Here is a 16,665-nt window from a genome sequence, read left to right as displayed (position 1 = left end):
GCCGGAATGTGACTCCGCCCCATGCTGCTTGCTTCATGAATCTGGCCCAGATCAAAACCCTGGCCGCCGAGCGGCTTGCCCGCCTGCGGCGCCCCACGCGCCGCGGCGTGGCCAAGGCAGTGGCCGCCGTGCCGGTGCTGTTCCTGCTCTATGTGCTGGTGCTGATTCCCTTCACCCCGGGCATCAGCGATATCCGCAAGGCCAAGTCCGACCAGCCCGCGCAGATCCTGTCGGCCGATGGCAAGCCGCTGGCCGTGTTCAAGTGGGCCAATCGCGAATGGGTCCGCCTGGCCGATATCTCGCCCAATGTGACGACCGCGCTGATCGCCACCGAGGATCACCGCTTTTACCAGCACTTCGGCCTGGACTGGCGCCGCATGGGCTCGGCCGCGCTGCATACCTTCTCAGGCGACCGGCAAGGTGGCTCCACCATCACGCAGCAGCTGGCCCGCAATCTCTATCCCGACGAGATCGGCCGCGCGCCTACGCTCACGCGCAAGCTCAAGGAAGCCATCACGGCGCTGAAGATCGAGGCGCTCTACACCAAGGACGAGATTCTCGAGACCTATCTCAACACCGTGCCGTTCCTGTACAACGCCTACGGCATCGAGATGGCGGCGCGCACCTACTTCGATAAATCCGCCGGCCGGCTGGACGTGCTGGAAAGCGCCACGCTGATCGGCATGCTCAAGGGCAACAGCTACTACAACCCGGTCATCAACCCCGAGCGCGCCGTGCAGCGGCGCAATACCGTGCTGGCGCAGATGGTCAAATACCAGAAGCTGGAGCCGGCGAAGTACGAGTTGCTGAAGAAGCGCCCGCTGCGCATCGACTTCGAGCGGCAGGCCGAGCCGCCCGGCCCAGCGCCGCACTTCGCCCAGCAGCTGCGCAAATGGCTGATCACCTGGGCGGACCGCAACGACTACAACATCTACACCGACGGGCTGGTGGTGCGCACCACCATCGATTCGCGCCTGCAGGCGCTGGCCAACCAGGCGGTGGCGCGCCAGGGCAACCAGCTGCAAGGCATCGCCGACGCGGCGTGGGCGCCGCGCTCCGGCTGGGCGGCCAACAAGGATCTGGTACAGGCCTTTGTGCGCGAGACACCGGCGTACCGCTCGGCCAGGGAGTCCGGGCAGACACCCGAGGCGGCCATGAAGCAGCTGCTGGCGGACAACGCCTTCATGCAGGCGCTGCGCCAGTCCAAGACCCGTATCCAGGCCGGCTTCCTCGCGCTGGACCCGCGCACCGGCGAGATCAAGGCATGGGTAGGCAGCCGAGACTTCACCCTGGATGCCTTCGACCATGTCCAGCAGGCGCAGCGCCAGCCGGGTTCCACGTTCAAGCCGTTCGTGTATGGCGCCGCGTTCGAGCAAGGTGCCAAGCCTGACGACACCTTCGTCGACCAGGCCGTGGAAATCCCGCTTGCCGGCGGCGAGGTCTGGCGGCCCTCCGACGATGGCCCTCCGAGCGGGCGTGCCATGAGCCTGCGCGACGGCCTGGTGTATTCCAAGAACACCATCACCGCGCAACTGATGCAGGGCGTTGGCCCGGCCAAGGTGGCCAAGCTGGCGCGCGCCATGGGCGTGCGGCAAAGCCGGCTCGATCCCGTGCCCTCGCTGGCGCTGGGCACCAGCCCGGTCACCTTGAAGGAAATGGTCAGCGCCTACGGCACCATCGCCAATCAGGGCGCCTACCTGGAGCCGGTGATGGTGTCGCGCATCGAAGACCGCAAGGGCGAGGTGCTGGAGACGTTCCGCCCCGCGTCGCCCGAGCAGGCACTGCCGGTTGCCACCGTGCAGACGCTGCTTGACGTGATGCGCGGCGTGATCGACCGCGGCACCGGCGCGAGCATCCGCACGCGCTTCGGCATTCGCGCGGATGTCGCCGGCAAGACCGGCACCACGCAGGACAACGCCGATGGCTGGTTCATCCTGATGCATCCGCAGCTGGTAGCTGGTGCCTGGGTCGGGTTCAACGACAGCCGGGTGACGCTGCGCAGCGACTACTGGGGTCAGGGCGCGCACAGCGCGCTGCCGATGGTGGGCGACTTCTTCCAGCGTTCGCTGCGGTCCCGCATGATCGATGCGAACGTCCGCTTCGTGGAGCACAAGGAGACCGGCCTCTTTGAAGCGTTGGGCTGGACGATACGCGGCTGGTACCAGCGGTGGTTCGGGCCGGCGGCCAAGCCGGAAGCCCCGCCCGCGCCCAAGCGGGCGGCGCGCCCGGCGCCGGAGACAGCGGCAATGGAACCCGAAGCCAGCGTGGCGGCATCGGCGGCAGCGCCCGCGTTGCCGGGCGTGAGCAGTCCGGCCGTCGAGCAAGGCGCCGTCGATGCGGCACCGGCCAGCGCGCCGGTGCAGGTGCCGGCAAGCGTGCCGCCTGCCATGGCGGCGCCATCGTTCACGCAAGACGATGCCAGGGCACGGGCCAGCGAAAGCAGCCAGCCCTGAAGCCGGGCCCCGCGCGACGCTGACCGCCGCACCCCCGGGCTCCGCCGTGCCAGGTCCGGCCTGCCGGCATGCGGAAGGTAAAACGCGTCTCCGGCGGCGTGGGGGCAACTTCCAGGCCGCTGCCGTGCACGCACGCTTACCGTTGCGGGTCACATGGCTTAACATAGCGGTTTGACTGGCGTATGCCCCCAAAAGCGGCCCGGCCGGCCTTTCGGCGTTGCGTTCGCACCATGCAAGGTGCGCAAACCAGCGCTAGTATGCGAGCCGTGCTGCAGCTTTCCTGCCGGTGGACCTTTTTCCAGATGAACAAAAATCCAAAGAATTCTCGTGGCGAGCCTCCCGCTCCGCGTACCTGGGACGCCCGTCTGGCGCGCGCGCTTGTCCGCCCGCTCAAGGACTCCTGGATCACGCCGAACCACTTGACCACCCTGCGGCTCGTGATCGGCCTTGCCGGGGTAGCGTGCCTGATGCAGGGCGGTTTCGCGTGGACCAACTACGGTGCGCTCCTGATCGTGGTGTCCAACTTCGTTGACCACACTGATGGGGAATTGGCGAGAATTAGCGGTAAATCGAGCAAGATAGGCCATTTTTATGACCTGGCGAGCGATGCGCTGATTACCGTCCTGCTCTTCGTGGGTATGGGCGTAGCCATTTCCGGGCAGGCCGCGGCAGACACGATGTCGCCAGTGCTGCAAGGCACGCTGGCGGGCGTGGCAGTGGCGCTGATCTTCTTTCTGCGCATGCGTATCGAAGAGCGTGTGGGGAAAAGCGGGACGAAGCAAGCCTCTGCCGGCGGTTTCGAGACAGAAGACGTGCTTTACCTGCTTCCGCTCGTTACGCTGACCAGTGGCATCGCGCCGTTCCTGATGGCGGCGTCGATCGGCGCTCCCCTGTTCGCGGCCTGGGTCATCGTCGATTACTGGCGTGTGATGCGGCGTCCCCTGCCGGCCACGGCTTCGACGGAGACCTGAGAAACCCGATGAGCGAGCAAGCCAACGACATCACGCTGGACGACCCGTCCCCCGCTGTAGTTCCTTCCTGCCAAAGGCCGGCCGCGGAGCCTGCCGCCGGCGCCATGCTGCCCGACCCCGATGCCGCCGTGGCCGAGCGCACCGCCCGGCTCGACAGCAAGCAGCTGCGCGCCGATTTCGTGCGCCAGGACGCCTTCCTGCACCTGGAGGAATTCCTGGCGCCGGAAGTCACCGCGCAACTGGTGGCCAGCGCCCGCGCGCTGGTGCCGCAGATCAACCGCAATTACCTGCCCGGCCACAAGCAGGGCGGCAGCGTCAGCCGCCACACCATCGACGAGCTCGCGCCGTTTATCGCCGAGCTGTACCGCTCGAAGGCGCTGATCGGCTGGCTGGAGCAGATGTGCGGCGAGAAGCTGCTGCTCTCCCCCGACTCCGATCCCCATGCCTACGCGCTGTACTACTACACGCGCCAGGGCGACCACATTGGCTGGCACTACGACACCTCTTATTACGACGGCCGCCGCTACACGCTGCTGCTGGGCGTGATCGAGGAATCGTCATGCCGCCTGGACTACGAACTGCACACGCGCGACGCGCAAGTGCCCGATGAGCCCGGCTCGGTGCAGACCACGCCCGGGGGGCTGGTGTTCTTCGATGGCGACAAGCTGCGCCACCGCATCACGCCGGCCGGCGCCAACGAAATGCGCGTGTCGCTGACGTTCGAGTACGTGACCGATCCGGGCATGCGCCCGTGGCTGCGCTTCATCTCCAATATGAAGGACGCGGTTGCCTATTTCGGCTTCCGGCAAGTGTTCAAGAGACTGGTGCCGGGCCAGAAGCCCCGCCCATGACCCGTGCTGCCATGCTTTTCCTGTCGATCGGCGCGGCGCTCTTTGTCGCGCTGCTCGCCTGGCAGGGATTTGGCTCCGTCGCGTCGACGTTCATGTCGGCCGGCTGGGGCCTGGTACTGGTCGCCGCGTTCCACCTGCTGCCGCTGGTGCTGGACGCCGGCGCCATCTACGTGTTGTTCGACCGCCGGGCCGGCCACGGCACCATGCGCGACGCGCTGCTGGCGCGCTGGGCCGGCGAGTCCGTCAACAGCCTGCTGCCTGCGGGGCAGATCGGCGGCCCGGTCCTGATGGTGCGCTACCTGGCGCAGCGCGGCACGCGCATGCGCGACGCCGCCGCGGCCATCACGGTGAGCACCACCATGCAGGCGCTGGCGCAGATGGTGTTCGCCTTCATCGGCCTGGCGCTGTTCGGCCTGTATGGCGGGCACGACGCGCTTGCGGACCTGCGCATACCGACCCTGGTCGTCACCGCCGTGCTTGCGCTATGCATAGCGGGTTTCTACGTGGTGCAGAAGCGTGGCCTGTTTGGCCGGGTGCTGCGCCTGCTGTCGAAGGTATTCGGCAAGCGCGACTGGTCGGGGTTGACCATGCGCGCCGATGCCGTGGATGCGGCCGTGCAAGGCATGTACCGCGACCGCCGCAAGGTGGCGTCCACCTTCGCGCTGAGCCTGGTGGGCTGGCTGGTCGGCACGGGCGAGGTCTGGCTGGCCCTGCATTTCCTCGGGCATCCCGTCAGCTGGCTCGACGCCTTGCTGCTGGAGAGCGTGGGGCAGGCGATCCGTGGCGCGGCGTTTGCCATTCCCGGCTCGCTGGGCGCGCAGGAAGGCGGCTACCTGCTGCTGGCGCCCATCGTCGGCCTGCCGCCCGATGCCGCGCTGGCACTGTCCCTGGCAAAGCGCGCCCGCGAGATCGGGCTCGGCGCGCCCGGGCTGCTGTATTTACATTTGAGTGAACGAAAATTCCAACGGCGGCGTGCAGCAGGTGTGCAGCAGGCCGCCGATTGATCGATGGCAATTTGCATGGGTGCGGAGAACGAATGCGAGCAATCATCCTTGCCGCGGGCCTAGGCCTGCGACTTCAGCAACAACCCGGGGAGCAATTCCCCAAGTGCCTGCTGCGTTTTGAGGGCATCACCCTGCTGGAGCGGCATCTGCGCATGCTCGACGCGGCCGGGGTGGACGAGATCGTGCTGGCGCTGGGCTTCCAGCCGGAACACGTCGAGGCCGAACTGGTACGGCTGGGGCGCGACCCCTATCCGGAGATCGTGCTGAACCCGCGTTACGACCTGGGCAGCGTGCTGACCGTGCACACGGTGGCCGATGCGCTCACGCGTGGCGGCGACGTCCTGCTGATGGATGCGGACGTGCTCTACGACGAGCGCATCCTCAGCGCGCTGGTGGCGGGCGGCACCACCAACCGCCTCTTGATCGACCGCGATTTCGAAGCCGGCGACGAACCCGTCAAGCTGTGCCTGAAGAACGGCGTGCCGGTGGAGCTGCGCAAGCAGCTCGCGGTTGGCCTGGAGTACGACACCATTGGCGAGTCGGTCGGTTTCTTCCGCTTTCAGGAGCAGACCGCGCGCCGCCTGGCGCAGATCGTCCAGGGCTATGTCGACAGCGGCCGCTCGAACATGCCGCACGAAGAAGCGGTGCGCGACCTGCTGCTCGAAGGCGGCCACGTATTCGATGTCGCCGATGTGAGCGGCGCACCGTGGATCGAGATCGATTTCCCGAACGACGTGGCGCGCGCGCGCGACGAAGTCCTGCCCGAACTTCAGCCGATTGTGGGAGTAGCACAGTGAACGCGATTGACCCGATTTTCTCGACTGCCTCGCGCAGCGCCCGGCTGCGCCAGATGATTGTTGGCAACGAGCTGGAATTCATGATGGAAGCTCACAACGGGCTGTCCGCGCGCATCGTGCGCGAGGCCGGATTCAAGGCCATCTGGGGTTCGGGCCTGGCGATCTCCGCCCAGTACGGCGTGCGCGACAACAACGAAGCCAGCTGGACCCAGGTGGTCGACACGCTGGAGTTCATGGCCGACGCCAGCGACCTGCCGATCCTGCTGGACGGCGACACCGGCTATGGCAATTTCAACAATGTGCGCCGCCTGGTGCGCAAGCTCGAGCAGCGCGGCATTGCCGGCGTGTGCATCGAGGACAAGCAGTTTCCCAAGACCAACAGCTTCATCGACGGCGAGCGCCAGCCGCTGGCCGAGATCGATGAGTTCTGCGGCAAGATCAAGGCCGGCAAGGATTCGCAGTCGGACGACAACTTCTCCATCGTCGCCCGCGTGGAAGCCCTGATCGCAGGCTGGGGCATGGACGAAGCCCTGCGTCGCGCCGAGGCCTATCGCCAGGCCGGTGCCGATGCCATCCTGATCCACAGCAAGCTGTCGCGCCCGGACGAGATCCTGCAGTTCGCGCGCGAGTGGGCCGGCCGAGGCCCGCTGGTGATCGTGCCGACCAAGTACTACAGCACCCCGACCGAAGCCTTCCGCAAGGCCGGCATCAGCGTGGTGATCTGGGCCAACCACCTGATCCGCGTGGCGGCATCCTCGATGCAGGCCGTGGCCAAGGAAATCCACGACAGCGAGACGCTGGTCAACGTGGAAGACCGCATTGCCACCGTCAACGAGATCTTCCGCCTGCAGGACGCCGACGAATACTCGACCGCCGAGAAGATCTACCTGTCCGGCTCGCAAGCGCCGGGCGCGGCGGTGGTGCTGGCGGCCGGCCGCGGCACGGGCCTGGAGCCCCTCACCGAGGACCGTCCCAAGGTCATGCTGCCCGTGGCCGGCAAGCCTTTGCTGCGCTGGCTGGTGGACGCGTTCAAGAAGCAGTCGATCAACGACATCACCGTGGTGGGCGGCTATCAGGCCAAGGCCATCGACACGGCTGGCATCAAGCTGGTGGTCAACGAGCAGTACGCCCAGACCGGAGAACTGGCCTCGCTGGCGTGCGCCGTCGACGGCTTGCAGACGGATACCGTGATCGCTTATGGCGACCTGCTGTTCCGCAGTTATATCCTGCGCGACCTGCTGGAGAGCGACGCGCCGTTCAGCGTGGTGGTGGACTCGTCGTTGACCACGGAGTCGAACCAGAGCGTGCGCGATTTCGCCTATTGCTCCGCGTCCGACGACCGCGACCTGTTCGGCCAGAAGATCCTGCTGCGCCATGTGTCGAGCAAGGGCCAGGAGCCGGGCGCCGCCCAAGCCCAGGCGCCGCACGGCCGCTGGATCGGCCTGCTGAACGTGCGCGGCGAGGGCCGCGTGCGCCTGCAGAAGCTGGTTGCCGAACTGCGCAAGCGCGACGACTTCAACACGCTGGACATGCCCGCGCTGCTCAACGCGCTGGTCGAAGCCGGCGAAGAGATCGAAGTGAAGTATGTGCACGGCCACTGGCGCGGCGTGAACGACCTCGACGACTTCCGCCGCGCGGGCGATTTCGCGCATACGCAGACCCCGTTCGCGGTCGGCGGCACGGACGCCGAGGAAGCCCGATGATCGAAGCGGCACAGTTTGTCGAGGCCGCGCGTGCACGCGGCTTCGACTGGTATGCCGGGGTGCCCTGCTCGTATCTCACGCCGTTCATCAACTACGTGATGCAGGATCCGTCGCTGCACTACGTGTCGGCGGCGAACGAAGGCGATGCGGTGGCGCTGATCGCCGGCGTGACGCTGGGCGCGCAGGGCGGCCGCCGTGGCGTCACCATGATGCAGAACTCCGGCCTGGGCAATGCGGTCAGTCCGCTGACCTCGCTCACGTGGACGTTTCGCCTGCCGCAGTTGCTGATCGTGACCTGGCGCGGGCAGCCGGGCGTGGCTGACGAGCCGCAGCACGCGCTGATGGGCCCGGTCACCCCGGCGATGCTCGACACCATGGAAATCCCGTGGGAAACCTTCCCGACCGACCCGGCCGAGGTTGGCCCGGCGCTGGATCGCGCGGTGGCGCATATGGATGCCACGGGCCGTCCGTACGCGCTGGTGATGCAAAAGGGCAGCGTCGCGCCGTATGCACTGAAGCAGCAGGAGCGGCCCACGCCGCGCCCCAGGTGCATGCCGCGCTCGGGCGTGCAGGGCGCATCGCGCGATGGCCTGCCTACGCGCCGCGACGCGCTCCAACGCGTGATCGCGCATACGCCAATGGACAAGACCGTGGTGCTGGCATCGACCGGCTTCTGCGGGCGTGAGCTTTATGCGCTCGACGACCGTGCCAACCAGCTCTACATGGTGGGCTCGATGGGCTGCCTCACGCCCTTCGCGCTAGGCCTTGCGCTCGCGCGTCCGGACCTCAACGTGGTCGCCGTGGACGGCGATGGTGCGGCGCTCATGCGCATGGGCGTGTTCGCCACGCTCGGCGCCTATGGCCCGGGCAACCTCACGCATGTGCTGCTCGACAACGGCGCCCATGACTCCACCGGCGGACAGGCGACCGTGTCGCACCAAGTCTCGTTTGCCGGCGTGGCGTCCGCCTGCGGCTACGCGTCGGCGGCCGAGGGCGACCAGCTCGACCTGCTCGACCAGACGCTCACGGCCGCGCCGGCGAGCACCGCCGGCCCGCGCTTTGTCGCGCTGACGATCAGCGCCGGCACGCCGGACGGCCTGCCGCGCCCGACCATCACCCCGGTCGATGTGAAGACGCGCCTGGCGCGACACATCGGTGCCGACCAAGGAGGGAAGTAAATGCTGCTACTCAATCCGGGCCCCGTTACCCTGTCGGAACGTGTCCGCCAAAGCTTGCTGCAGCCCGATCTGTGCCACCGCGAAAGCGAGTTCTTTGACCTGCAGGACGAAGCCCGCGCACGCCTGCTGGACATCTACGAACTGGATCCCGCCGAGTGGGCCGCGGTCCTGATGACCGGTTCCGGCACGGCGGCGGTGGAGAGCATGATCGCCGCGCTGGTGCCCGAGCAAGGCAAGCTGCTGATCGTCCAGAACGGTGTGTACGGCGAGCGCATTACGCAAATTGCCACGCAGTACCGCATCGCCCATGAGGTCGTTGCGCACGACTGGATGCAGGCGCCCGATCTTGCCCGCATTGCCGCCGCGCTCGACGCGGACCGCGCGATCACGCACGTGGCGGTGATCCATCATGAAACCACCACCGGCCGCCTGAACGACCTCCAGGCACTGGACGCACTGTGCCGCGCGCGGGACGTGCGCCTGCTGGTGGATGGCGTGAGCAGCTTCGGCGCCGAGGCGATCGATTTCGGCGGCAGCATCGCCGCAGTGGCGGCCACGGCCAACAAGTGCCTGCATGGCGTGCCGGGCGCATCGTTCGTTATTGTGCGGCGCAGCGCGCTGGAGCAAGCCGCCAGCCGGACGTACTACCTGGATCTCGGGCGCCTCGCGCGCTTGCAGGACCAGCGCAATACACCGTTCACGCCGTCGGTGCATGCCTATTACGCGCTGGTGGAAGCGCTGCGCGAACTGGCAGAAGAGGGTGGCTGGCGCGCCCGCCATGCGCGCTATGCGGCCCTTGCGGAGCGCGCGCGCGCCGGGCTTGAGGCCCTGGGCATGCCGGCCCTGTGGCCGTCGGACCAGTCCTCGGTGGTGCTGCGGGCCTACCGCTTGCCAGCCGGCCTGTCGTATCCCCAGCTGCACGACGGCCTGAAGGAGCGCGGGTTTGTCATCTATGCGGGGCAGGGCGGGCTGTCGGCCGAGTTGTTCCGCATTTCCACGATGGGCAATATCCAGATGGATGACATCGAGCGCTTGTTGCAGGGTTTCAAGGCGCTGACGCAGTAAGTGCCTGTTGGCCGGTGCGCGGTGCGCGCCGGCCGCTGTCGTTTTCGTCATTTTATTTTTGGCGGCAAGGCACTAGCATTAGGCAAGAGATACCGGTACCCCGGGTCCCCGGGGCGGCCGCATCTTGTTCGTGGAGGATCATTGCGATGCCTCGCCGTTTCCGTCTTCGCTTTGCCCGTGCGGGTTACAACGCCGCCGTGCTCGCGGTTTCCGCCGGCTTTATCTTCATCTTTGTCCTTGGCGCATCCTTGCCCATCACCGCGCCGGCCGCGACACCTGGCGAGAGTCCCACAGCCGCGAGCGTTGACCGGTCCTCCCCGGACCGCATGGTCCGCGCCGCCGTCGAAGGCGTACTCACCACCATCCAGGCCAACCCCGACACCCGCAACGGCGATCTGGACAAGATCACGGCCGTGGTGCGCCGGCAGTTCCTGCCTTATACCGACTTCCAGCGCACTACCCGGCTTGCGGTCGGCAGCGCCTGGCGCAACGCCACGCCTGAGCAGCAGAAGCAGCTTTACGAGCAGTTCCAGACGCTGCTGGTGCGCAGCTACGCCTTGTCCCTTTCACAAGTGCGCGAGCAGACGCTGAAGTTTCGCTACAAGGCGCCGCGGACTGCGGGCAAGGATGTGGTGGTGGAGACCAGCGTGCTGAACAACGGGGATGTGGTGCAGATCGATTATCGGCTGCAGCGGGGCGCGGCGGGGTGGTCGATTTACGATATCAATATGAGCGGGGCTTGGTTGATCGAGGTCTATCGTAAGCAGTTCGCGGATATCGTGGCCAAGGGGGGAATTGAGGGCTTGGTCAAGTATTTGGCCACTCATAATGCGGCGTGAGGTACCCCGCGTCGTTTAATGGCCCGAGAACTGCCGCCGAGGACCGGGCAATACTCGTTGCCTGCATTCTCGACAGCAGCACATCAACCGACGCTTAACCGAAGGACGGATCGACTTTGTCTTGCGCCACCCCGTAGCGCTGGATGGCCTGGGCGACCACGCCGGGCGGCAGCGCGCCGTCATCCGCCAGGGCCTTGAGCGCGGCCAGGACAACGAAGTGCCGGTCCACCTCAAAGAAGCTTCGCAGTGCCTCGCGCGTGTCGGATCGCCCAAAGCCATCGGTTCCCAATGCCACCATGCGACGTTGTCCGATGAACGGACGGATTTGGTCGGCCACAATTTTCATGTAGTCAGTGGCCACTACGAGCGGTCCCTCCCGGTCGGCCAAGCATTGCTGGACGTAGGGCACGCGCGGCCTGGCCTCGGGATGAAGCAAGTTCCAACGCTCGGCTGCCAGGCCGTCGCGGCGCAACTCCGTCAGGCTCGTGGCGCTCCAGATGTCGCTGGCGATGCCGAAATCCGATGCCAGCAGTTCCGCCGCCGCAATGACTTCGTTGAGGATGGCGCCGCTGCCCGCCAGTTGCACCCGGCCAACGGGCTTCTCTGTCGGCGCCGAGGAGCGCAGCGGGTACCACCCGCGCAGGATGCCTGCTTCAACGCCTGCCGGCAGGGCGGGGTGCGTGTAGTTCTCATTCAGCAGCGTGATGTAGTAGAAGATGTCTTCCTGATCCACATACATGCGGCGCATCCCGTCATGGACGATCACTGCCAGTTCGTAGGCGAAGGTGGGGTCGTATGAGACGCAGCAGGGAATGACCGACGACAGCACGTGGCTGTGGCCATCGTCGTGCTGCAGTCCTTCGCCCATGAGCGTGGTCCGTCCCGAGGTGGCGCCCAGCAGGAAGCCGCGCGCGCGGGCATCGCCGGCGGCCCAGGCCAGGTCGCCCACCCGCTGGAAGCCGAACATCGAATAGTAGATGTAGAACGGCAGGGTGTTGACGCCATGATTGCTGTACGCGGTGGCGGCAGCAATCCAAGCTGACATCGCGCCGGACTCGTTGAGCCCTTCCTGCAGGATCTGTCCGTCGCGCGACTCGCGATAGTAGCTGAGCTGATCGGCGTCTTGCGGCGTGTAGAGTTGCCCGACATGGGAATAGATCCCGACCTGCCGGAACATGCCTTCCATGCCGAAGGTCCGCGATTCGTCGGGAACGATCGGTATCACGTTCCGGCCCAGTGACTTGTCCTTGAGCAGCGTACCAAGCATGCGTACGAAGGCCATCGTCGTGGAGTAGCCACGGGTGCCGGAGTCGCTCAATTGGGTGTCGAAGATCGACAGCGGGGGCAGTGCCATGGGTCCCGTGCCGGCATGCCGGGCTGGAATGTGGCCGCCCAGCGCTGCGCGTCGGCCGTGCAGGTAGCGTGCCTCCACGCTTTCGGGGGCGGGCTTCAGGTAGGGTATCTCGTCGAGCTGGTCATCGCTGACCGGCAGTTCGAATCGATCACGGAACGCGCGTACGGCGTCTGCGTTGAGCTTCTTCAACTGGTGGTTGATATTCTGGCCTTCACCGGCCTCACCCATGCCGAAGCCCTTGACGGTCTTGACCAGGACGACGGTGGGCTGTCCCACATGCCGCATGGCAGCCGCGTAGGCGTTGAAGACCTTGACCGGATCGTGACCGCCACGGGTCAGCGCCCAGATATCGGCATCGCTCATGTCGGCCACTAGTTCAAGCAGGGCGGGATATTTGCCGAAGAAGCGTTCGCGCACATAGGCCCCGTCCTGCGACTTGAACGCCTGATATTCGCCATCGACGCACTCCATCATGCGCTGGCGCAGCAGGCCGGTGGTGTCGCGTGCCAGCAAGCGGTCCCAGCCGCTGCCCCAGATCACCTTGATCACGTTCCAGCCAGCCGCCCGGTACAGACCCTCGAACTCCTGAATGATCTTGGCATTGCCCCGGACAGGTCCGTCGAGTCGCTGGAGATTGCAGTTGACAACGAAAATCAGGTTGTCAAGCCGCTCGCGCCCAGCCATGGCCACGGCTGCCAGGGATTCAGGCTGATCCATTTCACCGTCGCCAAGGAATGCCCAGACCTTGCGCCCCTGGGTGGGGGCAAGCTGTCGGTCCTCGAGGTAGCGCATGACGCGCGCCTGGTATGCCGCCGTGATCGGTCCAAGCCCCATCGAGACGGTGGGGAACTGCCAGAAGTCCGGCATCAGCCGCGGATGCGGATACGACGACACGCCATTGCGGCCTGCCTCGCGGCGGAAGTTGTCGAGTTGTGCTTCGTCGATGCGGCCTTCCAGAAAGGCCCGTGCGTAAATGCCAGGCGATGCATGGCCCTGCAGATAGACCAGGTCGCCAGCGAAGGCCTCCGTTTGACCCCTGAAGAAATGCTGGAAACCTACCTCGTACAGCACGGCGGCCGATGCATACGTGGCGATATGCCCGCCGACGTTGGAGTGCTTGCCCGCCCGCAACACCATCGCCATGGCATTCCAGCGCGCCATGGCGGCCAGTCGGCGCTCGATCTGGATGTCGCCGGGATACGGCTGCTCGCGCGATTCGGCAATCGTGTTGACGTAGGGCGTCGTGATCGCGCCGTGGAAATCCCCGTGTTGGGCGGCGTCCGATTCATGCAGGCGGTTCATCAGGTAGTGGGCGCGTTCGCGGCCCTCGACTTCGGTCACGGCGGCCAGTGCCTCGATCCATTCCTGGGTTTCCTGCGGATCCACATCCTGCGGCAATACGTGTAGCGGCAACACCGGGGCATTCATCTCTGTCTCCATGGGATTGACGGGGCTTCGGTTCGCACCAGGCCCAGTCGGGTAGACGGGGCCATCGCGATCCGAGTGAATTGCAAATGCAATCGTTCGGGTATTGTGAGCATTCTGCGGCATAATTGCAACTGCAACTATTGGAGATGCCATGTCGACTGAGAAGCCGGATTTGTGGTTTTCGTTCGTACGGTCGCACCGGGCCTTGATACGTGAGGTGGACCGGCGTCTGGCCGAGGCTGGACTGCCTGTCTACGCGTGGTACGACGTGCTGTGGGGGATTGAAAGCGGGCCGGAGGAAAGCAGGCGGATGCATGAACTGGCCGATGTACTTGCCATCGAGCGGTACAACCTGACTCGCCTGATTGACCGGCTGGAGCGTGAAGAACTGGTGACCCGTATCCGTTCAGAGGAAGACGGGCGCGCTGCGTTCGTGTCCGTCACACGGCAAGGCAAGGCCTTGCGCAAGAAGATGTGGGGCGTCTATGAGGCGGCGGTCAATGAACTGTTTCTGGCCCAGTTCCGGCCGGATGACATCGAACGGTTTTCTCGCGCGCTGGACGCGGCGGCCGCCAAAGCGGGACGGCCGAAATAGGTTTGAACTCCCTTTTCGTGCGGTGACGCAGTCTGCAATGGTCTTGAAGTCCGGCGCCAGTCGAGCGGTCAGCCACCTCAGCTCTATATTGCGTCGCTTCATCCGATCCCCCAATCTGAATGCGCATATTCAGTGTAGGTGATCGATGCGTTTTCACACAGCCTCGGCCCCATGGTGCCTTCTTCATCCGGCATCCAACAGCAGATTGTCGTCGGACAGCGATGCAATCAGGTTCGCCGCGGACATCGGTCGTCCCAGCAGGAAGCCTTGCAGCGAATCGCATCCAAGCCGCGTCAGGAACTCCTGCTGCTTCGCCGTTTCGACCCCTTCCGCAACGATATTCAAATTCAGCGTGCGCCCAAGCGCCACAATGGCCGAGACAATCGCCGCATCCTCCGTATCGCGTGACAGATCCCGGATGAACCCGCGATCGATTTTCAGCTCGCTGGCAGGCAGCCGCTTGAGGTACAGCAGGCTAGAATAGCCGGTGCCGAAGTCGTCGATCGAGATGCGCACGCCCATGTCGTGGAGTTGCTGCAGGATCTGCAGGCTGGCATCCGCGTCGCGCATCGCCGTGGATTCGGTGACCTCCAGCGTCAGGCAGCGTGGCTCCAGCGCATGCCGGGCCAGGGTGTCGCGCACGGTCGCGATCAGGCTGGCGTGCCGGAACTGCAGCGCCGAGAGGTTGACCGCCATGGTCCACTCGGGGCGGCCCTCGTTGCGCCACGCCCGCATCTGCCGGCAGGCTTCGTCCAGGATCCAGTCCCCGATCGGCACGATCAGGCCGGTTTTCTCCGCGAGGGGGATGAACTGGTCCGGGGCGATCAGGCCACGCGTGGGATGCATCCAGCGCACCAGGGCTTCCACGCCGACGATCGGGCCGCTGGGGGCGGTGAGCTTGGGCTGGTACTGCAGGATCAGCTCACGGCGTTCCAGCGCCATGCGCATGTCCTGCACCAGTTGAAGCTGCTCGTGCACGTTGGCGTTCATCGATGCTTCGAAGAAGCAGATGGTGTTGCGGCCCAGCGCTTTGGCGTGATACATCGCCGCGTCGGCGTTGGTCAGCAAGTCGTGCTGGAGCTCGCCATCGCCAGGGTACATGGCGATGCCGATGCTGGTGGAGACGCGCAACTCGCGGCCGGCTACCTGGAAGGGCTCGCGGATGGCGCTCAGCACTTTCTCGGCCAGGGTGGCAGCATCCGCCGGCTCGCTGACGCTGGCCAGCAGCACGAACTCGTCGCCGCCCAGCCGTGCGATGGTGTCCTGCGAGCGGACATTGGCGCCGATGCGCCGCGCGACTTCCACCAGCAACTGGTCGCCAATGGGATGGCCATAGGCGTCGTTGACCGCCTTGAAGCCGTCCAGATCCATGAACATCAGGGCGAAGCGGCTCTTCTCCCGCGTGGCCCCCTGGATCGCCTGCTCGAGCCGGTCTTCCAGCAGTACGCGGTTGGGGAGCTTGGTGAGGTTGTCGTGCAGCGCCAGGTAGGTCAGTTCCTGGTTGGCTTCGGCGAGCGAGATGGCCAGCATGGCGGTGCGGGCTTCCAGGCGCATGTCGAGCACCGAGGTGATCAGGGCAATCGCCAGCACGGCCAGCGTGACGACGATGATCACCACGGCCAGCCAGCCTGTGTCCATGCCGTCGCGCGCCGCGCCGCAGACGACGCCGATCGGAAACTCCGCGGCCGCCATGCCGGTGTAGTGCATCCCGGCGATGGCTGAGCCCATCACCACCGATGCGCCCGCCCGCAAGGGCCGCACCCAGACGGACTCGCGCCGCAGGTTGAACGCGATCCACAGCGCCGCGCCGGATGCCGCGACCGCAATGACCACGGACAGGACGAACAACGAGGGGATGTAGTGGATGCCCGGCACCATGCGCAGTGCCGCCATGCCCGTGTAGTGCATGCCGGCAACGCCGCTGCCGATCAACAAGGCGCCGCCTGCCAGGCGCCGCCACGGCAAGGTCTCCCTGCCCACCAGCCAGAGCGCGAGCGCGGATGACGCGATGGCGATCAGCAGCGAGGCCACGGTGATGGGCAGGTCGTAGCCCAGCGGAATCGGCAGGTGGAACGCCAGCATGGCGATGAAGTGCATCGACCAGATGCCGATGCCCATGGCGCAGGCGCCGCCCGCCAGCCACCAGTGGGCCGCGCGCCCTTGCGCGGTGGCAATGCGCCCGGCCATGTCCAGGGCCGTGTAGGAGGCCAGCATCGCGACAAGCAGTGAGAACAGCACAAGCAAACTGTTGTAGCTACCGGCGTGCATGGAATACCTTTCTGGACGTTGACTTGGAACTGCCTGGAGGCCGCCCGGCGCGCGCGCGCCGAGCGAGCGCGCCAAGGAAAGCGCCAGTACGCCCCTCATATCGACAAGATGGCGGGCAAGTTTAGTCGAAACCCCAAAAAGATCGGCGCCCGGGGGCCA

At 65.9% G+C, this 16,665-nt stretch carries 12 protein-coding genes; 10 read left to right on the top strand and 2 right to left on the bottom strand.

Annotated elements, in window-relative coordinates; all coding sequences use genetic code 11:
* Positions 1-35: 35 nt before the first annotated feature.
* From AB4061_RS18635 to AB4061_RS18595, 9 genes are all read left to right on the top strand, one after another.
* Positions 36-2,453 (top strand): penicillin-binding protein 1A, encoded by a 2,418-nt coding sequence (locus tag AB4061_RS18635; RefSeq protein ID WP_441636316.1) that lies wholly within the window; start codon positions 36-38, stop codon positions 2,451-2,453.
* Positions 2,454-2,755: 302 nt separating this feature from the next.
* Positions 2,756-3,424 carry a CDP-alcohol phosphatidyltransferase family protein gene (locus tag AB4061_RS18630; RefSeq protein ID WP_441636473.1) on the top strand — a complete coding sequence of 223 codons (669 nt, stop codon included), beginning with the start codon at positions 2,756-2,758 and terminating at the stop codon, positions 3,422-3,424.
* A gap of 8 nt (positions 3,425-3,432) precedes the next feature.
* Entirely contained in the window at positions 3,433-4,275 is an 843-nt protein-coding gene (locus AB4061_RS18625; protein WP_441636314.1) for a HalD/BesD family halogenase, read from the top strand.
* Complete coding sequence (locus AB4061_RS18620) at positions 4,272-5,279, top strand: flippase-like domain-containing protein (RefSeq protein ID WP_441636312.1); 1,008 nt, start codon at positions 4,272-4,274, stop codon at positions 5,277-5,279. The genes AB4061_RS18625 and AB4061_RS18620 overlap by 4 nt, the downstream gene beginning before the upstream one ends.
* Before the next feature lie 32 nt (positions 5,280-5,311).
* On the top strand, positions 5,312-6,076 hold the full coding sequence (locus AB4061_RS18615; protein ID WP_441636310.1) for an NTP transferase domain-containing protein: 765 nt from the start codon (positions 5,312-5,314) through the stop codon (positions 6,074-6,076).
* 53 nt (positions 6,077-6,129) lie between these two features.
* Positions 6,130-7,779 (top strand): phosphoenolpyruvate mutase, encoded by a 1,650-nt coding sequence (aepX, locus tag AB4061_RS18610; protein WP_441636471.1) that lies wholly within the window; start codon positions 6,130-6,132, stop codon positions 7,777-7,779.
* Positions 7,776-8,957, top strand: coding sequence for a phosphonopyruvate decarboxylase (gene aepY, locus AB4061_RS18605; protein WP_441636308.1), 1,182 nt, complete (start codon positions 7,776-7,778; stop codon positions 8,955-8,957). Before aepX ends, aepY begins: the two co-directional genes overlap by 4 nt.
* The gene (locus AB4061_RS18600; protein WP_416051015.1) at positions 8,958-10,022 is read left to right on the top strand and encodes a 2-aminoethylphosphonate aminotransferase; all 1,065 of its coding nucleotides are present in this window, start codon (positions 8,958-8,960) and stop codon (positions 10,020-10,022) included.
* Positions 10,023-10,348: 326 nt separating this feature from the next.
* Positions 10,349-10,861 (top strand): MlaC/ttg2D family ABC transporter substrate-binding protein, encoded by a 513-nt coding sequence (locus AB4061_RS18595; protein ID WP_441636469.1) that lies wholly within the window; start codon positions 10,349-10,351, stop codon positions 10,859-10,861.
* 94 nt (positions 10,862-10,955) lie between these two features.
* Here the strand turns inward: AB4061_RS18595 and aceE are convergent, their stop codons facing one another.
* On the bottom strand, positions 10,956-13,643 hold the full coding sequence (gene aceE, locus AB4061_RS18590) for a pyruvate dehydrogenase (acetyl-transferring), homodimeric type (RefSeq protein ID WP_441636305.1): 2,688 nt from the start codon (positions 13,641-13,643) through the stop codon (positions 10,956-10,958).
* Positions 13,644-13,794: 151 nt separating this feature from the next.
* On the opposite strand from aceE, the gene AB4061_RS18585 reads away from it, so the two are divergent.
* Positions 13,795-14,238, top strand: coding sequence for a MarR family winged helix-turn-helix transcriptional regulator (locus tag AB4061_RS18585; RefSeq protein WP_441636303.1), 444 nt, complete (start codon positions 13,795-13,797; stop codon positions 14,236-14,238).
* Between the two features lie 183 nt (positions 14,239-14,421).
* Here AB4061_RS18585 and AB4061_RS18580 read toward each other — a convergent pair whose 3' ends face one another.
* The gene (locus AB4061_RS18580; protein ID WP_441636301.1) at positions 14,422-16,506 is read right to left on the bottom strand and encodes a putative bifunctional diguanylate cyclase/phosphodiesterase; all 2,085 of its coding nucleotides are present in this window, start codon (positions 16,504-16,506) and stop codon (positions 14,422-14,424) included.
* Positions 16,507-16,665 lie beyond the last annotated feature (159 nt).

Origin of the sequence: Cupriavidus sp. YAF13 (assembly GCF_052113425.1) — a bacterium.
Taxonomy (GTDB): Bacteria; Pseudomonadota; Gammaproteobacteria; order Burkholderiales; family Burkholderiaceae; genus Cupriavidus.
The sequence above is the reverse complement of the archived record's forward strand: the minus strand, read 5'-3'. Positions and strand labels throughout refer to the sequence as shown.